This is a genomic window from Paenibacillus baekrokdamisoli (genome assembly GCF_003945345.1).
Taxonomy (GTDB): Bacteria; Bacillota; Bacilli; order Paenibacillales; family Paenibacillaceae; genus Paenibacillus_Z; species Paenibacillus_Z baekrokdamisoli.
This window is the reverse complement of record NZ_AP019308.1, coordinates 6,285,879-6,303,317: the sequence shown is the minus strand read 5'-3', so window position 1 is coordinate 6,303,317 and position 17,439 is coordinate 6,285,879. Positions and strand designations below refer to the sequence as shown.

Here is a 17,439-nt window from a genome sequence, read left to right as displayed (position 1 = left end):
TACTTACAAGATAAAAAAGCGCTTACATATACGATGATATAGATTATGGATTTAGTTGTATTGTAAGTGACTGCAATTTGAGTGTCAACACTTTTTTCTTATTTGTGAATTAAATTCTTATATTTGAATTTTATTGAAGGGAGTTTTAAATCGGAAGAGTCAAAAACGAGCAGCACAAGGGTTTTGAGAGGATGAACGCAGGGGGAATATAAGTAATCGATCATTTCGCAAATATATTGGAGGTTATAGCCACACAAAAATAAACCTTTTATAATCTAATTTGGGACAACCTGAATTCACGTCGTCCCAAATTAGATAATCATTCTATTCGAACAATTTGTATCTACGCGTAAGCCTCTCAAACAGGAGTATCTATTTCATTAGCATGAGTTCGATCGACGTTATTGTAAACCTTTCGACTAAGTTCAAAGCTGGCACGTTCAATCCAGTAATGAGCCTTAGCCCACGTATCCTCAGTAATCCGCACTGTTGGCATCGAGATACTGATTGACGCTACGACCTCATTATTCTGATCGTACACCCCACTCGCTAAACAATGCACACCGTTTACAGTTTCGCCGATATTGTAGCCGATCCCCGTTCTTTTTACTGTCTCTAGCTCGATTAACAAATCGGCGAAATTGCTTATTGTTTTATCTGTGACTTGATCCAATTGATTCGTCGGATACAGTACACGCAGCTCCTCAATCGTCAGATTAGCCAGCAATATTTTTCCGGAGGCAGTAGCGTGCAGCGGAAGCGTATCTCCCTGATTGGGTGCATAGCGCAGAGCTTGCGAGCTCACTTTCTCTCCGATGTAATGAAGCTGGCTGTCTTTCCGAACCGATAAGCTAACCGATTCATTGAGATCATCAACTATTTTCTCGGCAATCTGATAAAATTCATCACTCAGGCTTGTGCCCTGCGTATACCTGTTTTGGATCATAAATAGCTTATACCCAATTCTGAATTGCTTTCCTGACTTGTCGACCTCCAAATATCCTCGATTAAGCATGTTCTGTAAAATGCCGTAGGTACTGCTCGGAGGCATTTTGAGATTCTTGGATATTTCCGTTAAATTATATGTGTCTGTTCCACCAGTAAAAAGCTCAAAAATATCAAGAACACGATCGGCAGATTTAACTTTTGGAGAAATTTTTTCCAATTTAATCACCCTTTTACCGAATTGAATTCACACTTATGAATTCCCTCTCATTTTATCCAATTCCATTACAATTGTCCAACGATTATTGAATTCAAAGCATTACAGAGAAAAGGTATAGGATAATACCTCTTCTCCGCGACACTTGCAAATACTAGTGAATCTCAACCTCGGCAAACTGCATGCGATAGGGCAGGCCAGACTCAGTTGTAATTTGTCTCAGGCTTGTTCCCTCCACTTTGACATACCTGGCAGTCTGTGCAGCAAATGTGAAGCTCTGTACTAAACCAGGCGGCAACACATATCCCGATCGAGTAACAACCGTCGTCCAGGGACCTCCAGAATTGGCCGCCACTTGCACCGTGAAATCGATTGGAAAACCAGAACCCACATTCCCGTTATTGTTTACCGGATAAAGATCGACCTCGCTAATCGTTCTTGTCTGCTGCATATCGAACGAAATCGCTTCTGTATGATTGGTACCCGTATTGCTATTGCTGGACCAGCCCATCAATCCAGATACCGAATTCCGCGTCAAATCGGCTGCTTTAGCTACACCCCAATTGGAATTTTCTACAGAACTAGTGGAAGTTACTAATGATCCTTTAGCATAATTAGAAGCTGCGTAGACCTCAAACTCGGATAATTGCAAGCGATACTCACCAGCATTAACTCTTAGATTCGTTGCTTCAAACTTCACATATCTTGCTGTTAAAGGTGTAAATGCGAACCATTGACTGACATTCCCGGTTAATGGATAGCCTGTTTTTGTAACAACTGTCGTCCAGGGGCCTGAAGAGCTTGTTGCGACTTTGATTGTAAAATCAATTGGAAAACCAGTGCCGACATTTCCTGCATCGTTACGCTGAAATAAGTCGACCTCGCCAACTGTTGTCGCATTGCCCAGATCAACTGTAATAGATTCGGTGTGATTAGCAGCAACATTGCTATTGCTTTGCCATCCTAGAGCACCCGCAACTGTATTGCGTTGATCATCATTAACCAGCTGCTTACCCCAACCTGTATTTGAGCTTTCTAAAGAGCTTGAAGCAGTTACCGTTGCTTCGGCTGCTAAGTTAAGATTCGGTGAGAACCCACTCGGCATAGCAAACAATCGCCCTTCACCTGGACTGAGCGTTATATTTAAGATTCCTGTTGTAGAATTGTATCCAGATGCACTAACTTCCAAGCCGGTTGTTTTGGATATTTCCGTTATGGATGCCGGATTCGGGCTGAAATTAAAGCTTACTGTTTTACTCGCTGTATAGTCCCGATTGGTTAGCATGACGTATTTACGGCCGCTGGTGTTCTTAAAATAACCAATCATCACCGGTTGCGTGAGATCGGCTGGTTTGACAAAAAAATTAGGAGGGAGCGACTTTGTTCCCATAGGAATAGTCGTTCCGGTATGATAGACACGCAAGGAGGTTAAATCCTTCAGTGTTCCTCCTAGCTTGCGCATCTCTGAGTTAAGTGTCTGAATTTGTGTATAACGAGGAAGAAGTGTCCCATTATCATCGACAGCAGTTCCATTGAAACTCACGCTAGGATCTGGGCGCCAATAGGTATACCAATTCAATTTCTTGGCCCCGTAGGTTAATAGGGTATACACATTCCATCTCATCATGTCCATTGTGACGGTTCTCGTATCTCCATCTAGGCTTTGCAGAAATCCACCGTAAAGTACATCATGAAAAAGTCCCCGGCTGCGAACCAACTCTGCATTCTGAAAGTAACTTGGATTATCAGATGAACCATACAGAAAATTATAACTATCATAAAGGATATAATTCGCCCCGCTGTATTGAATCCAGTCGTCTAAATAATTCTCATAATTCGAGCCTTGATTATCGCGAGTCGTATACAGCCTAAAAAAGAAATCGTAGGATTGGCTAACGCCATTCTCATATGCAGCGCCGCCCGTATAGACATTCGTACTCGAACGTGAGATACCCCCAATCGAATTATCGCCTCCCCCTGTATGGACCAGCTCCAGGTAATACGTGGATAGCGGCGTTACTGCTTTGCTTAGTTGAAAGTAGTGATAATAATCCGGGTCCTTGTTATTACCAGTCCCGAGAGCGAGCGCTTCACTCAAGAGAAGAGATTTGGCCGGACTATCCCAAAGTCTAAGGATCAGCATTTCACTCGAGGACCATTGGGTTGCATCAATATACAGGTCAACTCCATCTAGATATTGAGTGCCTGCCGGTATCATAATCGTCTGTCCCAAGCTATGAGTCGATGTTATGGTGGAGCCGCTGCCTTGAGCCCCCGAATTGGATAGAAATAATTTACCATAGGGTGCCTGTACTCTTTCATCTGTTACGTTAGGCAGCATGTTGACATAGTAATCCATGTTAGGAGCAAATACCTTAGCCTGTTTATAAGCATTGGCGAAGCCTTCCATCTGAAACGCCGTCGGTTCGTCCACGATATGAATACCTGTCACACGCGAATCGTTTTTATACGGGGTCAAAGCCGTTTGCAAGGCAGCGATATCAGCTGCAGTATATACAAGTTTACCTGTTATATCATCATCAGAGACCTGAAGTTTTACATTGTTGGCATAACTGTTGGCAATACCGGTTTCATTAGCAGCCTTATTCATTGTACCCGCCCACATCCTGACTCCTGTCATGACATCAATATTAGCAGCAGCTATATTTGCCCAATTCGTATTGGTGTTGTAATCTGCTCCAACATAGATGGGCGGCTGCCAAAAACCTCCTACCTCGAATGTTCCGGTACCGGTAGCGCTGGCATATGAACCCCCTGATAAGACTGTAAAAAGCGCAATCGATAAAAATATAAACCGTTTTATTGTTACCACTACCTTTTCCAAATTCATTGTTAACACCCCTTTAATATATTTTTCTCATATGTCTAATAAATTCATACATATGAAATTATTAAACGATATTCTGATTCCAACCATTCTAGAACGTCATGCTCCAAGACGTAAAAAAAATCACCCTGACGGGTGATTTGGCCTGCTTGCCAACGGCTCCATTGTTCGTTGGTTTATATCAATCTATCTTATGCTCAGGTATCGAACCCGGCTTCTTTCAGCATCCGCGCTAGATTGACCCGCGCCTTTGCCACCCTTTCATCCAGTACGCTGATCGGTATACCAGCTCCGAAGCTTCCGTCAGCGCCGTCAAGTCGCTCCACGACGACCGGACCGGCGAAACCCGCTTCACGAAGTGTCGCGAACATGGCTGGGAAGTTGGCGTCCCCTTCTCCCGGAAGAGGAAAGCCTGCCTCCGCGCGCGCACCTCGATGATCCTTCGCGATGAACGAAACGGTCTGCGCCGCAATTAATGGTAAGTCGGCGGAAGGCTCGATGCCCTCGTAGAAACGCACGTTGCCAGGATCGTATGAAGCCTTCACATGCTGAGAACCGATGGTTCGCAGCGTATCGGCAATTACGTTCGCCGAAGCCGTGTTGCCCGTATGAGGCTTGATCGTGACGATGAGTCCGTGTTTGCCCGCTTCCTCGCCCACTTCGCGAAATTTCGCCGCAAAATCATCGTTTATCGGCATCATCTCCTCGTCAGTTAGCGGCTCAGTGGGAAAATTCCGGTAACTCGTCGTACCGAGTGAAAGCAATTCCTGTACGCCTATCGCTTGCGCGAACGCCATTCGCTGCCGCGCTAGCTCAATCGGACGGTCCGGAGCCAAGACGTCTGTGCTGACAAGCGTCACCGGTTCCAGTCCATATCGCTCCAGCAAGCGGATGATCCGCGCCGCTTCTCCTGTCGCCCTGTCGTCGAACGCCGGCTTGCCCTCATGAGGCAAGCCGAACGATACGTATCGGTAACCGGCACGGGCGATGCTTTCCAACGACTGCTCGAATGGATACTGGTTATATATCCAGGTCATGCACGCCAGTTTGACTTTCTGCTTCATGGCTGCACCTTGAATCCTGCTCGCGTCACGCTCCCCAAGGCAGAGTAGTCAACGTGCACTTCCCTACGTTCCTTGAGCGAGCGGTAAGCTGCTTCGGAAACGGCAACTACACGCAGTCCATCCGCAAGCGAGATAAGGGGCTGTTTATTGTCACGTATGCACTCGATAAAGTGCGAGTTCAGGCGAACCCACATGTCATTATCCGCAAAGGTTGTTGTCCGCCCGGGTCCGTCGTCGTCCTTCTCCAATAATTGCCCGTTGTTATTGATGACGGTCAGGTTCTCTGTCGCCACTCCCGTCATGTCGTATTCGACGCGGGTCACCCATGGCGTGCTGACCTGTCCGATCCCTCCGTTCGCGAAACGAAGCGATACGGTAAATGCGTCCGCCACGCTTCCCGGCGGAAGCAGATATGTCCCCCCGTAAGCAAATACCGATTCGATCTCGCCGCACATCCACATCAGCAGATCATAATCGTGTGAGCCGTGAGAGAAAATCGGCCCTTTCGCGGTCTCATCATCGAAATACCAGCTCGGCGTATCGTAATAATGATCACGGTATTTATCATATACCTTCTGATTCGGATCGAGATAATGGGTGCGCATCGACCAGGCTTGAATCGGCTTGCCAGCACTGCCGCTCGAAACGGCTTGCTTCATCGCTCTGTACACAGGTGAGAAACGAAGCGGATAACCAACCATCGCCTTCAAATGTGGATGTTTCACCCCGGCCTCAACGATCTCGACCGCGTCAGCCGTTGAAGTGGCGATCGCCTTCTCTAGAAACAAATGTTTACCCGACTCCAGAACCGCCTTGGAAACTTCCACGTGCAGATGATCCGGGGTCGCCACCCATACCGCATCCAAATCTTGTTCCAGCAACGATTCATACGAATCGTATACGGTAGCCCCTACCTCCGCCGCCAGCGCCTCGGCTTTAGAACGCGTCCGGTTGTGAACAGCAGCGACTTTGACGCCCGGCAGCGCATGCAGCGTGCGGGCGTGCAGAGAACCCATCAGCCCACAGCCGATTATACCTACTTGAATGGTCATAGCCTGCTCCTCCTTCTTATCTTTTCCTGTTACAAAGTCACTTGAACTCCGGCGCTGCTATCCATCGCCCAGATCGTCCGATGTGATTTTAGTGCTTCATGGCCGTCGGTTTCGGGCCGATTGCCGGTTTCAATGCATTGCAGAAAGTGCTCGATTTCAAACGCGACATTCACATCAATACTTGATTCGAGTTCCTGTGGACGCTCAAACAACGTTGTTGTCCCCTTACCCGTCACCGCTTCAACGGTCCATAAGTCGCTGTTCAATTGCAGCATGCCTTCCGTCAAATGGATTTGGCAGATGGCGGGCGTGTTTGTGTACTTCATTCCCCAACTGCTAACCAGATGCGCAAGCGCTCCGCTTTTGAATTCTATAATCCCGTGGGATGTCCCTTCGCCCTCCATCCATTCGGTTCCGACCCTCGTTCCGAATTGGGCAACACGTGCAGGCTCTCCCAGCAAGTACAACAAGATGTCGATGTAATGGCAGCCGTGGCTGAACAATACACCTCCGCCCAGTTTCTCCTTGCTCGCAAACCATGTCCCCGGCATCGGATTCAGGAAGCCCTGCACCCAAACTTGGGCGCTGATCGGCTTGCCGTATTTGCCGCTGTCGACCGCTTCCTTCAATATCCGGATCGCAGGCAAGTACCTTACGACATAGGCCATCATTAGCGTCACGCCTTTATGTTCAGCGGCTTGAACAACGCTGAGGCAATCGTCCTCCGAGTTCGCAAGCGGCTTTTCCAACAGAACATGCTTACCCGCAGCAATCGCCTGAAGAGCTTGCGGCGCATGTAGATGATGCGGCGTGCACAAACTGACCGCATCGACATCATCCAGTATCTTCGTCCAATCGGTCGTATAATTGCAACCTAGTTCTTCTGCCGTTTTCGCCGCTTTGCTCTCATCCAGATCGACCACCCAGCGCAAATCCGAACGCTCCGACTTTTTGAATGCATGCGCGTGGGCAAGCCCCATATTCAATCCAACAACGGCCGTACGAATTTTCCCCACCGTTCTCTCCTCCTATCGATTCAAAACAGCTTCTCCCCGTAATAATAAAGGCGCTTCAGAATAAAAAGCTTTGGCTAAAACGATGTTAAATTTGCACTTTTGTATTTCGTTTGCACTTTTATTGACACAGCAAATCGCCCGCTTTACTATGAAGGGGCGAGATATAAATCAACCGAGTATGAACCAAAGGACGGTCGCAGATGGAGAAAAAGCGATATCGGTTTATTAAGCTGAAGGAGCAAATTTCGATTGATAAAATTTACTCCTTTCATTACAACGAATTTAATAAAGACTTTGTGTACAGCGGAGAACAGCATAACTTCTGGGAGTTCTTGTATGTAGACAAAGGAGAGGTTGAGATTACGACCGATTTCGCCTCCTTCCATCTCACGCAAGGAGATATGATCTTTTATTCGCCGAATGAATTTCACAGCTTGAAGTGCAATCGCAGAACGCCACCGAACACGTTCATCGTTGCGTTTGGCTGCAAGTCCGAAGCGATGCGTTTTTTCACGCATAAGATGCTGCGTCTTGGCAACGAAGAACGGCAGCTGCTCTTGCTGCTGATCGAGGAGGCCGACAAGCTGTTTCTTCTCCCGGTCGCGAGCCCGTCCGCCAAACCCAAGTCGGATCTTCCGTCGTTTCCGCTGACCCGAAGGGATAAGCCGGATTTCGGCGCCGAGCAGCTGATTAAGATTTATTTGGAGGCCTTGCTGATTCGACTAATCCGCCGCAATCAAGGACAGCCGACAAAGCCGAAGCTGTCTTCGGTATCAGCAGAGAAAGGACAGCGCGACCTCGTCAATCGGATCATCGAATATCTGGACGCCCATCTCCTTGAGCATCCATCGCTCGACACGTTATGCACTGAATTCGCCCTGAGCAAGTCATATCTTCGCTCCCTATTCCGCGACCATACCGGCTGCGGTGTAACGGAATACGTCGTGCGGTTGAGGATAGAACAGGCCAAGCGGCACATTCGCGAGGAAACGTACAACATGACTGAAATCGCCGAACGGCTTGGCTACACAAGCCTCCATTATTTCTCGCGCCAGTTCAAGCTCGCAACCGGCATGTCACCGTCTGAGTATTCCAAAACCATGCAGGCACAAGTGTAGGAGGCTTCGCAAACTGGATGCCTCCTTTCGGCTTTCTTATTGCCCTTGCCGGGTTGCTTGAACATAATAAAAACCGCCAAGGTTCCTGTCGGTTTCTCTCGAGACACTTATGGTCGCCGCTAACCCTCATGGGTCAGCTATTTACTTCCACCACCTCGTGGTGCACTTGGGTGTTTCACCCGTTGGTACGATGCGCTGCCAAGCGCAAAAAGGACTGGCACCCAGAGCCGATTAACGACTCTGGAGCTCAGCCCCTCTTTTCCCATTCTCTTGTCTATCTTATTTCGCTGCAGTCGCTTGTTGATCCAAGAATGCTTGAAGCTGCTTCTTCACTTCTGCCTTAATGGTTTCAATGTCCGCTTGAAGGCGGCTATTACCCTCCCATTTGGCTTGAAGCTTAGTCATACCAGCCGCAGGATCCTTCACCATTCCAAGCTTGTAGGCTAGTTCCTCGTTGAATACTTTTACGAAATCCGGATTTGCCAGCTGGCTCTTCACAGGCTCTTGGTTAAAAGCAAATCCAGAAAGTGCAGATTTAATGAAGGTTTTCTCATCCGCAATATACTTGTAGTATTCAACAAGCTTATCAGGAATGCTCTCAGATAGACGAATATACGTCGGGCTCCACGTTAGTAAGTAACCATTAAAGCTATAGTTAGTAGCCAAGTCTGTGCCCGCAGGATATTTGAATTTGTCATCGCCTACAGGCTCCCAGTTCTTGCCCTTGATACCCAGTTCAAATAGATCATGATTGTCTTGGCTCTCGAAGAGCCAGTTGATGAAGCTCATAGCCCGGTCCGCGTTAGCAGATGTTTTAGGAATACAAAGGAAGTTCCAAATTCGGAAATCGCTGATGTAGTAAGGATTTGGCTGTACCTTTTCACGCGTTTTATTCTGGTAGAGGTATACACCCAGCTCTGCTGTAGGAACGCCTGCTTTGAGCTGCGCATTAATCGCGTCAAAGTTAGACATCGTCTCGAGCATGGATGCTGCTTTACCTGCTGCGAAGGTGCCCGTAGCATCTTTGCGGACAATCGGCTCTTTCTCTAAGTAGCCTTTGTCATGCCATTCGCGAACGGTTTCATAGGTCGAGTAATCTTTGGTATTAAAAGGAGCCGGGAAATTCTTCTGGTTAGCTGCTTTATCCCCGCTCAGCGTGACTTCAACCACTTTGTTATCTTTAATCAGCGTCGATGCTATTACGTTAGGCCCTAGAACGAGATCCCATATGCCGGCAGCCGGCTTGTTAGGTAGCTCTTTATTACCTTCAATGACTCCCGCTGCACCGTAATTACCATCGTTTTTGACAACGAATGGAATGACGTTCTTGTCATTTTTCAGCACATTATCGAAGTATTTCAGCATATCGTCGTTATTGTTAATTTCACCCATGCCATATTTGGCAGCCAAATCTTTACGATAAAACATAGCCCCTAGCTCGCCCAAATAGTGACCAAGCGGTACCCCATACGTATGAAGCTTGCCATCTGCACCGGTGAACTTATTATTATCGAGGAAGCCTTGACCGAAGGCTTTCTTAAGGCCCGGCCATTTGTCATTATTAAAGTAATCATCCAGATTCGTATAGTTATCTTGGGAGATGAATGTATTCATGTTCATCCACGGTGCATCAAAAGCAATATCAACTTGCTCACCAGCAGCAAGCTTCAGCTTCAGCTTGTTCACATAGTCTGCCTGCGGTGTGAAGGTAAAGTTCAGCTTCAGGTTCAGCGAGTCCTTGGTCTCTTTCTCGAACTCCGCCACCACATCGTCAAACTGCTTCGGCTTATCGCCCCAGAGCATAATGTTAAGCGTTTGAGCATCCGGTACTTTTGCCCCCTCCTTAGGAGTGTCCGCATTCGTGCCCTTGTCTGTTGTAGGCTTATTCGTCGTCCCATTGGTCGTCCCATTGGTCGTCTCATTGTTACTGCCGCAAGCAGCTAACAGAGATGATAGCATCATAGCCGTAATCACAATCGATGCCGCTTTGGTCACTTTTCTGTTCATTTGTATAACCCTCCCGATGAATGAATGAAAAAGTCTATATGCCAATCGGCCACAAGCCGAGTTTAGCCTTTAATGGCCCCTACCTTCAAGCCCCCAACGAAATAACGCTGAAGAAAAGGATATAGGAAAATAATGGGTCCCACCGTTACCATAGCCGTAGCCAATCGAACCGTGTATGCCGGTGCAGTAGCCGTTGTCGATTGTGCGCCTGCTACGGCGATGTTCTGCGCCATGTCGACGTTCCGAATAATCTGCATGATGATGTATTGCAGCGAGTACAAATTTGGATTATCAATGAAAAGCATCGCTGGTGTCCAAGCTGACCAATAGCCTAAGGCATAGAATAAGCCGATCGTCGCCAAGGCAGGTAATGAGAGCGGTAACACAATCGAGCGCAGTACTCTCGTTTCACCCGCGCCTTCCAGCTTAGCGGATTCGAACAATTCCTTCGGAATATCATTGAAAAAGTTACGCATGAGGAAGAGGTTCCATGGTGACAGCAGCGCGGGCAAAATATAAACCCAGATTGAATCTTTCAGGTGTAGATATTTGGTTATCAGGATGTAGTTCGATACCATCCCGCCGCTGAACAGCATCGTAAAGTAAAAGAACATGGCGATATGTGAAGCATAATACAGCCTTCCGCCAGATAAGGCATATGCGGCCATGCTGGTTACCAGCAAGCTTAGCGCCGTTCCTACTACGGTAACGAATATCGTGATGAGGTAAGCTTTAGGTATCGTGTTTGTTGTCAGAATAGCCTTGTAGGCCGCAATCGAAAATTCGTTTGGCAGCAGCTTGTAGCCATCGCGGAGCAAGGCTGTTTCATCCGTAATCGAGCTTGCGATAACAAGTAAGAAAGGATATAAACACAAGATGGCGAACACAGCCGTGAATAGATAGAAAATCACCGACATCCACCGATCAAAGATTGAGTTTTTCATGGGTGACCCTCCTAAACGATTTTGCGTGGCTCTGCCCGATAGACCGAGGAACGAGGTCATTCAAGCAAAAACGACTTCGGAAGCGTAATCTAAGTTTTTGCGTGGCCCTGCCTAAGTTTTTGCGTGCACTTGCCATCACGAAGTACCTAGCGGAGCGGACGGAATCGTTCTGAAGAAGCGATAGCGTTCGCCTTTGTCTCCGTATTTCTACCCCTAAGGGATATAATCAAGAAATAGGGAGACAACAGCGATCGTAAGAATGATCCGTCCGCGTAGCGGCCTTCTTCGAATATCAAGTGTTGAGCCTAAAACAAGGCAGATTCTTTATCCAGCTTCCCAGCAACCTTATTAGCCGTAATGACAAGAATGAATCCGACCAAGGATTGGAACAAGGCAATTGCCTGCGTCATTCCAAATGAGCCTGTTGTGCGAAGAGCCCGGAATACATACGTATCAATCGTATCTGTGCGGCTCGTGAGGAACGTATTATCACCGACCAAGGAATAGATCATATCGAGATTACCGCCAAAGATATTGCCAAGGCTCAGCAGGAAGAGCATCACAATCGTGCTTTTCAGCATGGGAATTGTAATTCGGAAGATGCTTTGGAACCTAGATGCACCGTCGATTCGCGCCGCTTCATACATTTCTTTATCAATGCCTACAATAGCAGCCATGTAGACAATGGCACCGAAACCAGCCGTTTTCCAGAGATTAAAGAGAACAAGAATGACCGGCCATACCTTATCATCCGTGTAGAAATCAATGGTGTTCATTCCCATAGAGGTCAGGAAATGATTAATGACACCAGTGTCTGCCGTGAAGAAGGCGACTGAGAATAGTCCAACGATCGGCCATGAGATAAAGTTGGGTAAAATCATGACGGACTGCATGACGCGCACACCTATGTTTTTGCCTAACTCCGTCAACATAATCGCAAGCGTGAGTGCAAGAATCGTTCCAGTAATAATAAACATCACATTGAAGAGTACCGTATTAGACGTAATGATGAGCCAATCCTGACCGCGAAAGAAGAACACAAAGTTCTTCATGCCGATCCATTCGCTATGCCATATCCCTTTAATGGGATTAAAATCTTGGAAGGCGATGAGGACGCCGATCATAGGCAGATAAGCGAAAATGACACTGAATATTACGGCCGGTATAGCAAGAGCATAAAGATATCGATTGGTGACTAAATCCCGCAAGCCTTTATGTTTGATAACTGTCGTTTTCATGCTGCATCCTCCGTTTCACTAGCTTGCTGTACATTTATTGTAGCCCATCTTCACCTTAGGACGTTACAAGCTGGTTTATCGAGAAATGATGATTTTCTTGTGACAAAATAAGGCCCAGAGCAAAAAAACCGCCCCTTCCGTGAAGAATTCACCTCATTAACAAAAATATCCCCATGAATAGGAAGCAACCAACCTTCGGTCAGCGTTTCCATATTCATGGGGATATCGATACATGCTATTTTATGCTTTTACCGCTTGGAGCCAAGCATTGGCAATTAGTGCATTGCCAGCTGCCGAAGGATGAACACCATCCGGTGCCCAATACTCAGGTCCCGTCTTCGTGGCTGCTGCTGCGAACAAGCCATCAAGTGGAACATATAGCGTCTTGAATTCATTGGCGAGGTCACGTACCGCCTGAATCTTCGGATCAAGGTCTTTACGCCATGTCTTCTGCTGCTCGTTAACAGGCAAGACGAATGGCTCGATCAGAATAAAATTGGCATTGAGCTGATTCTTAGTCTGCTGCATCAATTTACGGTAGGTACTGGTGTATTCTTCTAAACGAAATGGAGTATCGTTGATACCAATATAAATCGATACCCACGTTGGCTTCAAATCCAGACAATCGGCTTGCCAGCGTTCCTCCAAATCAACAACACGATTACCGCCCACACCACGATTAAGGAAGCTTACCCCTTTCTCATCATGCTTATTAGCAAATAGTGATGCAATAAGATTCACATAACCCGAACCTAGATCCGCTCCATTATCTCGGTTTCGTCCCGCATCCGTAATGCTGTCTCCTTGAAACAAAACGACCGCGTTATCATCAATTAATGTCATGATTATCACCCCTCCGCAAACGATTATACACGCAATGAATGAACTCGTCTCCACTTTTATATACATATCTTTCCATGAAAAATTCACCTCGTTAACAAAAATATCCCCATGAATAGGAAGCAACCAACCTTCAGTCAGCGTTTCCATATTCATGAGGATATCAATGCATGCTATTTATGCTTTTACCGCTTGGAGCCAAGCATTGGCAATTAGTGCATTGCCAGCTGCCGAAGGATGAACACCATCCGGTGCCCAATACTCAGGTCCCGTCTTCGTGGCTGCTGCTGCGAACAAGCCATCAAGTGGAACATATAGCGTCTTGAATTCATTGGCCAGCTCGCGTACCGCCTGAATCTTCGGATCAAGGTCTTCGCGCCATGTCTTCTGTTGCTCGTTAACAGGCAAGACGAATGGCTCGACTAAGATGAACTTGGCATTGAGCTGATTCTTAGTCTGTTGAATCAATTTGCGGTAAGTATTGGTGTAATCTTCTACACTTAATGGATTATTACTATCATAGCGCCGCCAAGTATCGTTGATACCAATATAAATGGAAACCCAGGTTGGCTTCAAATCGAGGCAATCGGCTTGCCAGCGTCTCTCCAAATCAACAACACGATCACCGCTCACACCACGATTAAGGAAGCTTACCCCTTTATCATCATGCTTATTAGCAAATAGTGATGCAATAAGATTCACATAACCCGGACCTAGATCCGCTCCATTATCTCGGTTTCGTCCCGCATCCGTAATACTGTCTCCTTGAAACAAAACGACCGCTTTATTGTCAATTAATGTCATGTTATCACTCCTCAGAGATGATTATACACGCAATGTATTAGCTCGTCTCCACTTTTATATACACATGCTCATCGGGCTTTAGCGTTAATGTAATTCTTCCTTCTGTTACGGATATTTCACTTGGATTAGCATCATCTACATGCTTGCTGATCCATACCGTGCGGTTGGCAGCAGACTCCGTCCATACGATATCAAAGGTCTTCTCTACCGCTTCCGGATTATAAGCAATAAAGGCAAGTCCCATATGCTGTACATCATTGAGATCGGCAATCTTATAGTTGTTGAGGTTAAGCAGCAAAATATCGCGGTCGCTGCTCTTCCCGAAGGCCTCCCACATGAGATAAGCCTGGTAGACCTGACCGCAGCCATAGATCTCCTGCCCAATCCAGCCCGTCTTCTCATCCTCCAGTACCCCAAGATTCTCAAATGGAATGTACATCAGACTTGAGCTGTGACGGTTCTCCGGCAAGCACTGCGGGAACATGTACAGATTATTCTTCCTAGCATGATTGAATACACGCAGCAGCCCTTTGCTTGCTTCAAGTGTATCTAAGGTAGATGCAATTCGCGCCAAACATTCGATGTTCTCGAAGAAAGCCGGATAAATAATGGGCGTACAGGCCTGGAACATAGCAAAGGTATTATAGCTTTGGTATTCTTCTTTCGTATTATCATTGAACCAGTACATCATGCGAAGATTCTGCGCGACCAAGTATTCATAAATTTCCTTGTATACCCCATCACCAGTCAGCTTATGCAGCTCCGAAGCGGCTTGAATGCCAAGACCGAACATGAATACTTCTTGAGAAAGCGAACTAACCGGCATATTCAAGAGCGGTTTAATCGCACGAGAAGCTTCTTCTAGATATAACGGTTTACCCGTTGCCTTATACAAGCTCACCATGAAGTAGGCATAAATACCAGCGACCATATAGGCATCACCATTGCCGTGCTTACGCAATGTTCCCATATTGAAGCTAAGCGGGAATAAATAATTCACGTTGCGACTAAGGGGAATTAGCACATCCTCAATCTCAGCCTGTGCATAATCAAGCAGGTCCTGCTCCCCTTTCAAATACGCAATTTGCCACGTTTGCTCTAGAATGTAAACGAACTGCCAGGTTCCGATGACACCATCCCGGAATACCGCGTTCCCAGAATTCTTCCGGGCCTGCTCATCTTCTACCTTGTGACCAACATAAGTGCGGATGAACGCCAGAATACGATCAAGAAGCGCCGTGTAGTGACGATTAGGTTTCACGGCATCAACGATGGCAAGCGGATAACCGATGAATACTGCCGAATCGATACAAGGACTTTTCGTGAAATCAATGGTCAGGTTCTTGCTCTCGAATGCTTCCTGCCAAGCTGGTGAGTAGCCATTAACATAGTTAAGAATAAAGTCATCGAACGTATCATTCGAGTTCCAGCATTGCGGATCCATGAGATCCGTTGTGCAGCGCTCCGTGAAGTCTTCCCAATCCGTCGCTTTCTCCGGCCACTCCGCTTCAGCGGGTACAAGCTGGAGGCAATGATCCATAAGCTCTTTAAGCGCGGTCGTCTCGGTTGGCGAAGACAGCTGCTTCCGAGCCTTCAAGTAAAACGTAAAAGTCTGCTCGCCCGCAGGGAACACATACCCCGAGAATCCATCCGCATATAGACCCAGCTCATAAGCTGGTGACGGCTTATAGCGTCTACGGAAACCACAGCGATAGTTAAGGAATCTCGCAATATTGTCACGAGACATCCAAGACATATCCGTCATATCAAAATACATCATCAAGTCAAAATGATAATAGGAATCGTAATAATACATCGCTGGACAGTCGTTACCGTACGCTTCATCATTCCATTTGGTCGGATTGTTGATACTCGTCTTGAACCAGACATGATCGCCTCTGTCATAAGGAGGAAGAAGCCCCATATCGATCGTAAGTTCCGGCTCTACGCCATCTATCATCTGCAGCGCAATATTCTGATCGCTGTTCACGTTCACCTTTACCTTCAACCAATCATTGCTGCTATCATACGTAATGCTAGCTTCCCATGGATAAGTGATTGCTTCCTTCTGCGCATTGAGCGCTTGCCCCGTCCCCGTCAGCTTCCATTCCTGATCAGCAGTCACGATTGTAATTGCCGAGGGATAAAGGTCAAAGCTCTTTCCCTTAACCAGGGAGTTGCCACGGGCGGAGACGGCATTCCATTCCCTATCCTTGCCGTTCACGTAAAGTGTATAGCCATAGCCACCCTTTTCTTCTAGCCAATCGAAGACCAACTTAAACTGCTTACCCGCTATGATATAAGGCTGTATGCTGATAGTCATCCTTAATTATCTCATTCCTCTCATTTATCAATTCTCGCAAGATCTTCATGAAGCACAGTAAACTGCAAATGGGCACTCACTGTCTCATGGGCTTCCCATTTCATCGCCGTTCCGCGATCGATCGACTCCTGAAGCCCGCTTGCCGGCGGCGAAGTGAACATTTCTAATCCGACATTGAAATGCCTTCCATAGTAAGGAGGTGACGTATCGCCTCCAAAATCTCTCCAAAACCAGAGATGAGGCCACTTTTCTGCATCCCAGCTGATCTGAGCACCGATCCCATCCGGACGCATTAGTCGGTACGCTCCATGATCAACCTTTAGCGACTCGAATCCTCCCGGACTTCCAAACTCAGGCACGATAAAAGGAGGCCTATTCACAGGCAGCTCAATAGAGGTTCCTGGAGTCAGGAAAGGCGTGCCGAACGTGATATGATGTCCCCAATCCGCGAATATTCTTGCTATAGACTCATTCGTTACCCGCTCATAAATCTGGAAGCCGGGTGCTCCGGTGACCAGCGTTACCATCTTCTCAATAACAAGCGGCATCGTCCGAAGTCGATTCGTGAAGCAGACCGTTATCTCCTCCGGCGTATCCTTCAGAATCGAATACGACCATTCGGTTAAACTGACTTCACCATAGGCTTCCATCGAGATACCCTGAAACTGGTGCTTGCCTGATAAATGCGGCAGGATCTCCTGCCACCCGCCTTCATATTGCTGTTGAAACGCAGTGAATAGCGCTTCCCGCTTGCGTAAGCCAAGCTGGGTCATCCAGCAAAAGTCGGTGTCCGTTGGTTTGTGCAGCAGTTCAATGACATCACTCCCTTTGCCAGGAAGCATCGTTAATCGGAAGACCTCATTCTCCATGACAACGGTGTCGTATCCCTTATAAACAAGATCCGTTGTGATTCTGCAGGCATAATTTCGTTTATTGTTCATGTCCTTACTATAGCTGGGTGGTTTAGAAAGGCGTGAGATGCGGAATTGATGGGATGTAGCGGTTTTCTTGTTATCCAAGAAG

At 47.0% G+C, this 17,439-nt stretch carries 13 protein-coding genes; 1 reads left to right on the top strand and 12 read right to left on the bottom strand.

Annotated elements, in window-relative coordinates; all coding sequences use genetic code 11:
• Window positions 1-358 precede the first annotated feature (358 nt).
• From EKN16_RS27700 to EKN16_RS27680, 5 genes are all read right to left on the bottom strand, one after another.
• Entirely contained in the window at window positions 359-1,174 is an 816-nt protein-coding gene (locus EKN16_RS27700) for an IclR family transcriptional regulator (RefSeq protein ID WP_232016052.1), read from the bottom strand.
• 142 nt (window positions 1,175-1,316) lie between these two features.
• Window positions 1,317-4,013: a discoidin domain-containing protein gene (locus EKN16_RS27695; RefSeq protein WP_125664294.1), complete on the bottom strand. Its 2,697-nt coding sequence runs from the start codon at window positions 4,011-4,013 to the stop codon at window positions 1,317-1,319.
• Window positions 4,014-4,207: 194 nt separating this feature from the next.
• Window positions 4,208-5,074 carry a sugar phosphate isomerase/epimerase family protein gene (locus EKN16_RS27690; RefSeq protein WP_125664292.1) on the bottom strand — a complete coding sequence of 289 codons (867 nt, stop codon included), beginning with the start codon at window positions 5,072-5,074 and terminating at the stop codon, window positions 4,208-4,210.
• Window positions 5,071-6,126: a Gfo/Idh/MocA family protein gene (locus EKN16_RS27685; protein WP_125664290.1), complete on the bottom strand. Its 1,056-nt coding sequence runs from the start codon at window positions 6,124-6,126 to the stop codon at window positions 5,071-5,073. Before EKN16_RS27685 ends, EKN16_RS27690 begins: the two co-directional genes overlap by 4 nt.
• 29 nt (window positions 6,127-6,155) lie before the next feature.
• Window positions 6,156-7,142, bottom strand: coding sequence for a Gfo/Idh/MocA family protein (locus EKN16_RS27680; RefSeq protein WP_125664288.1), 987 nt, complete (start codon window positions 7,140-7,142; stop codon window positions 6,156-6,158).
• A gap of 200 nt (window positions 7,143-7,342) precedes the next feature.
• Between EKN16_RS27680 and EKN16_RS27675 the strand changes: the two genes are divergently transcribed.
• Window positions 7,343-8,260, top strand: coding sequence for a helix-turn-helix domain-containing protein (locus EKN16_RS27675; protein ID WP_125664287.1), 918 nt, complete (start codon window positions 7,343-7,345; stop codon window positions 8,258-8,260).
• A 279-nt stretch (window positions 8,261-8,539) separates the two neighbouring features.
• Here the strand turns inward: EKN16_RS27675 and EKN16_RS27670 are convergent, their stop codons facing one another.
• The 7 genes from EKN16_RS27670 to EKN16_RS27640 form a co-directional block, all read right to left on the bottom strand.
• Complete coding sequence (locus tag EKN16_RS27670) at window positions 8,540-10,267, bottom strand: DUF3502 domain-containing protein (protein WP_125664285.1); 1,728 nt, start codon at window positions 10,265-10,267, stop codon at window positions 8,540-8,542.
• A gap of 62 nt (window positions 10,268-10,329) precedes the next feature.
• A complete protein-coding gene (locus EKN16_RS27665; protein WP_125664283.1) occupies window positions 10,330-11,211 on the bottom strand; it encodes a carbohydrate ABC transporter permease in 882 nt (293 codons plus the stop codon).
• Between the two features lie 305 nt (window positions 11,212-11,516).
• Window positions 11,517-12,449 (bottom strand): ABC transporter permease, encoded by a 933-nt coding sequence (locus EKN16_RS27660; RefSeq protein ID WP_125664281.1) that lies wholly within the window; start codon window positions 12,447-12,449, stop codon window positions 11,517-11,519.
• A 240-nt stretch (window positions 12,450-12,689) separates the two neighbouring features.
• Window positions 12,690-13,292, bottom strand: a complete 603-nt coding sequence (locus EKN16_RS27655; RefSeq protein WP_125664280.1) for an SGNH/GDSL hydrolase family protein — start codon at window positions 13,290-13,292, stop codon at window positions 12,690-12,692.
• Between the two features lie 174 nt (window positions 13,293-13,466).
• Entirely contained in the window at window positions 13,467-14,093 is a 627-nt protein-coding gene (locus EKN16_RS27650; RefSeq protein WP_125664278.1) for an SGNH/GDSL hydrolase family protein, read from the bottom strand.
• 37 nt (window positions 14,094-14,130) lie between these two features.
• Window positions 14,131-16,416, bottom strand: coding sequence for a glycoside hydrolase family protein (locus tag EKN16_RS27645; RefSeq protein ID WP_125664276.1), 2,286 nt, complete (start codon window positions 16,414-16,416; stop codon window positions 14,131-14,133).
• Between the two features lie 20 nt (window positions 16,417-16,436).
• Window positions 16,437-17,435, bottom strand: coding sequence for an aldose 1-epimerase family protein (locus EKN16_RS27640; protein ID WP_232016051.1), 999 nt, complete (start codon window positions 17,433-17,435; stop codon window positions 16,437-16,439).
• Between the last annotated feature and the right edge of the window lie 4 nt (window positions 17,436-17,439).

What these genes read in the sequence shown, in the direction of transcription:
- EKN16_RS27670 (WP_125664285.1), bottom strand. Translation starts at nt 10,267, where the DNA reads ATGAACAGAAAAGTGACCAAAGCGGCATCGATTGTGATTACGGCTATG.
- EKN16_RS27645 (WP_125664276.1), bottom strand. Translation starts at nt 16,416, where the DNA reads ATGACTATCAGCATACAGCCTTATATCATAGCGGGTAAGCAGTTTAAG.
- EKN16_RS27675 (WP_125664287.1), top strand. Translation starts at nt 7,343, where the DNA reads ATGGAGAAAAAGCGATATCGGTTTATTAAGCTGAAGGAGCAAATTTCG.
- EKN16_RS27650 (WP_125664278.1), bottom strand. Translation starts at nt 14,093, where the DNA reads ATGACATTAATTGACAATAAAGCGGTCGTTTTGTTTCAAGGAGACAGT.
- EKN16_RS27655 (WP_125664280.1), bottom strand. Translation starts at nt 13,292, where the DNA reads ATGACATTAATTGATGATAACGCGGTCGTTTTGTTTCAAGGAGACAGC.
- EKN16_RS27695 (WP_125664294.1), bottom strand. Translation starts at nt 4,013, where the DNA reads ATGAATTTGGAAAAGGTAGTGGTAACAATAAAACGGTTTATATTTTTA.
- EKN16_RS27660 (WP_125664281.1), bottom strand. Translation starts at nt 12,449, where the DNA reads ATGAAAACGACAGTTATCAAACATAAAGGCTTGCGGGATTTAGTCACC.
- EKN16_RS27685 (WP_125664290.1), bottom strand. Translation starts at nt 6,126, where the DNA reads ATGACCATTCAAGTAGGTATAATCGGCTGTGGGCTGATGGGTTCTCTG.
- EKN16_RS27665 (WP_125664283.1), bottom strand. Translation starts at nt 11,211, where the DNA reads ATGAAAAACTCAATCTTTGATCGGTGGATGTCGGTGATTTTCTATCTA.
- EKN16_RS27690 (WP_125664292.1), bottom strand. Translation starts at nt 5,074, where the DNA reads ATGAAGCAGAAAGTCAAACTGGCGTGCATGACCTGGATATATAACCAG.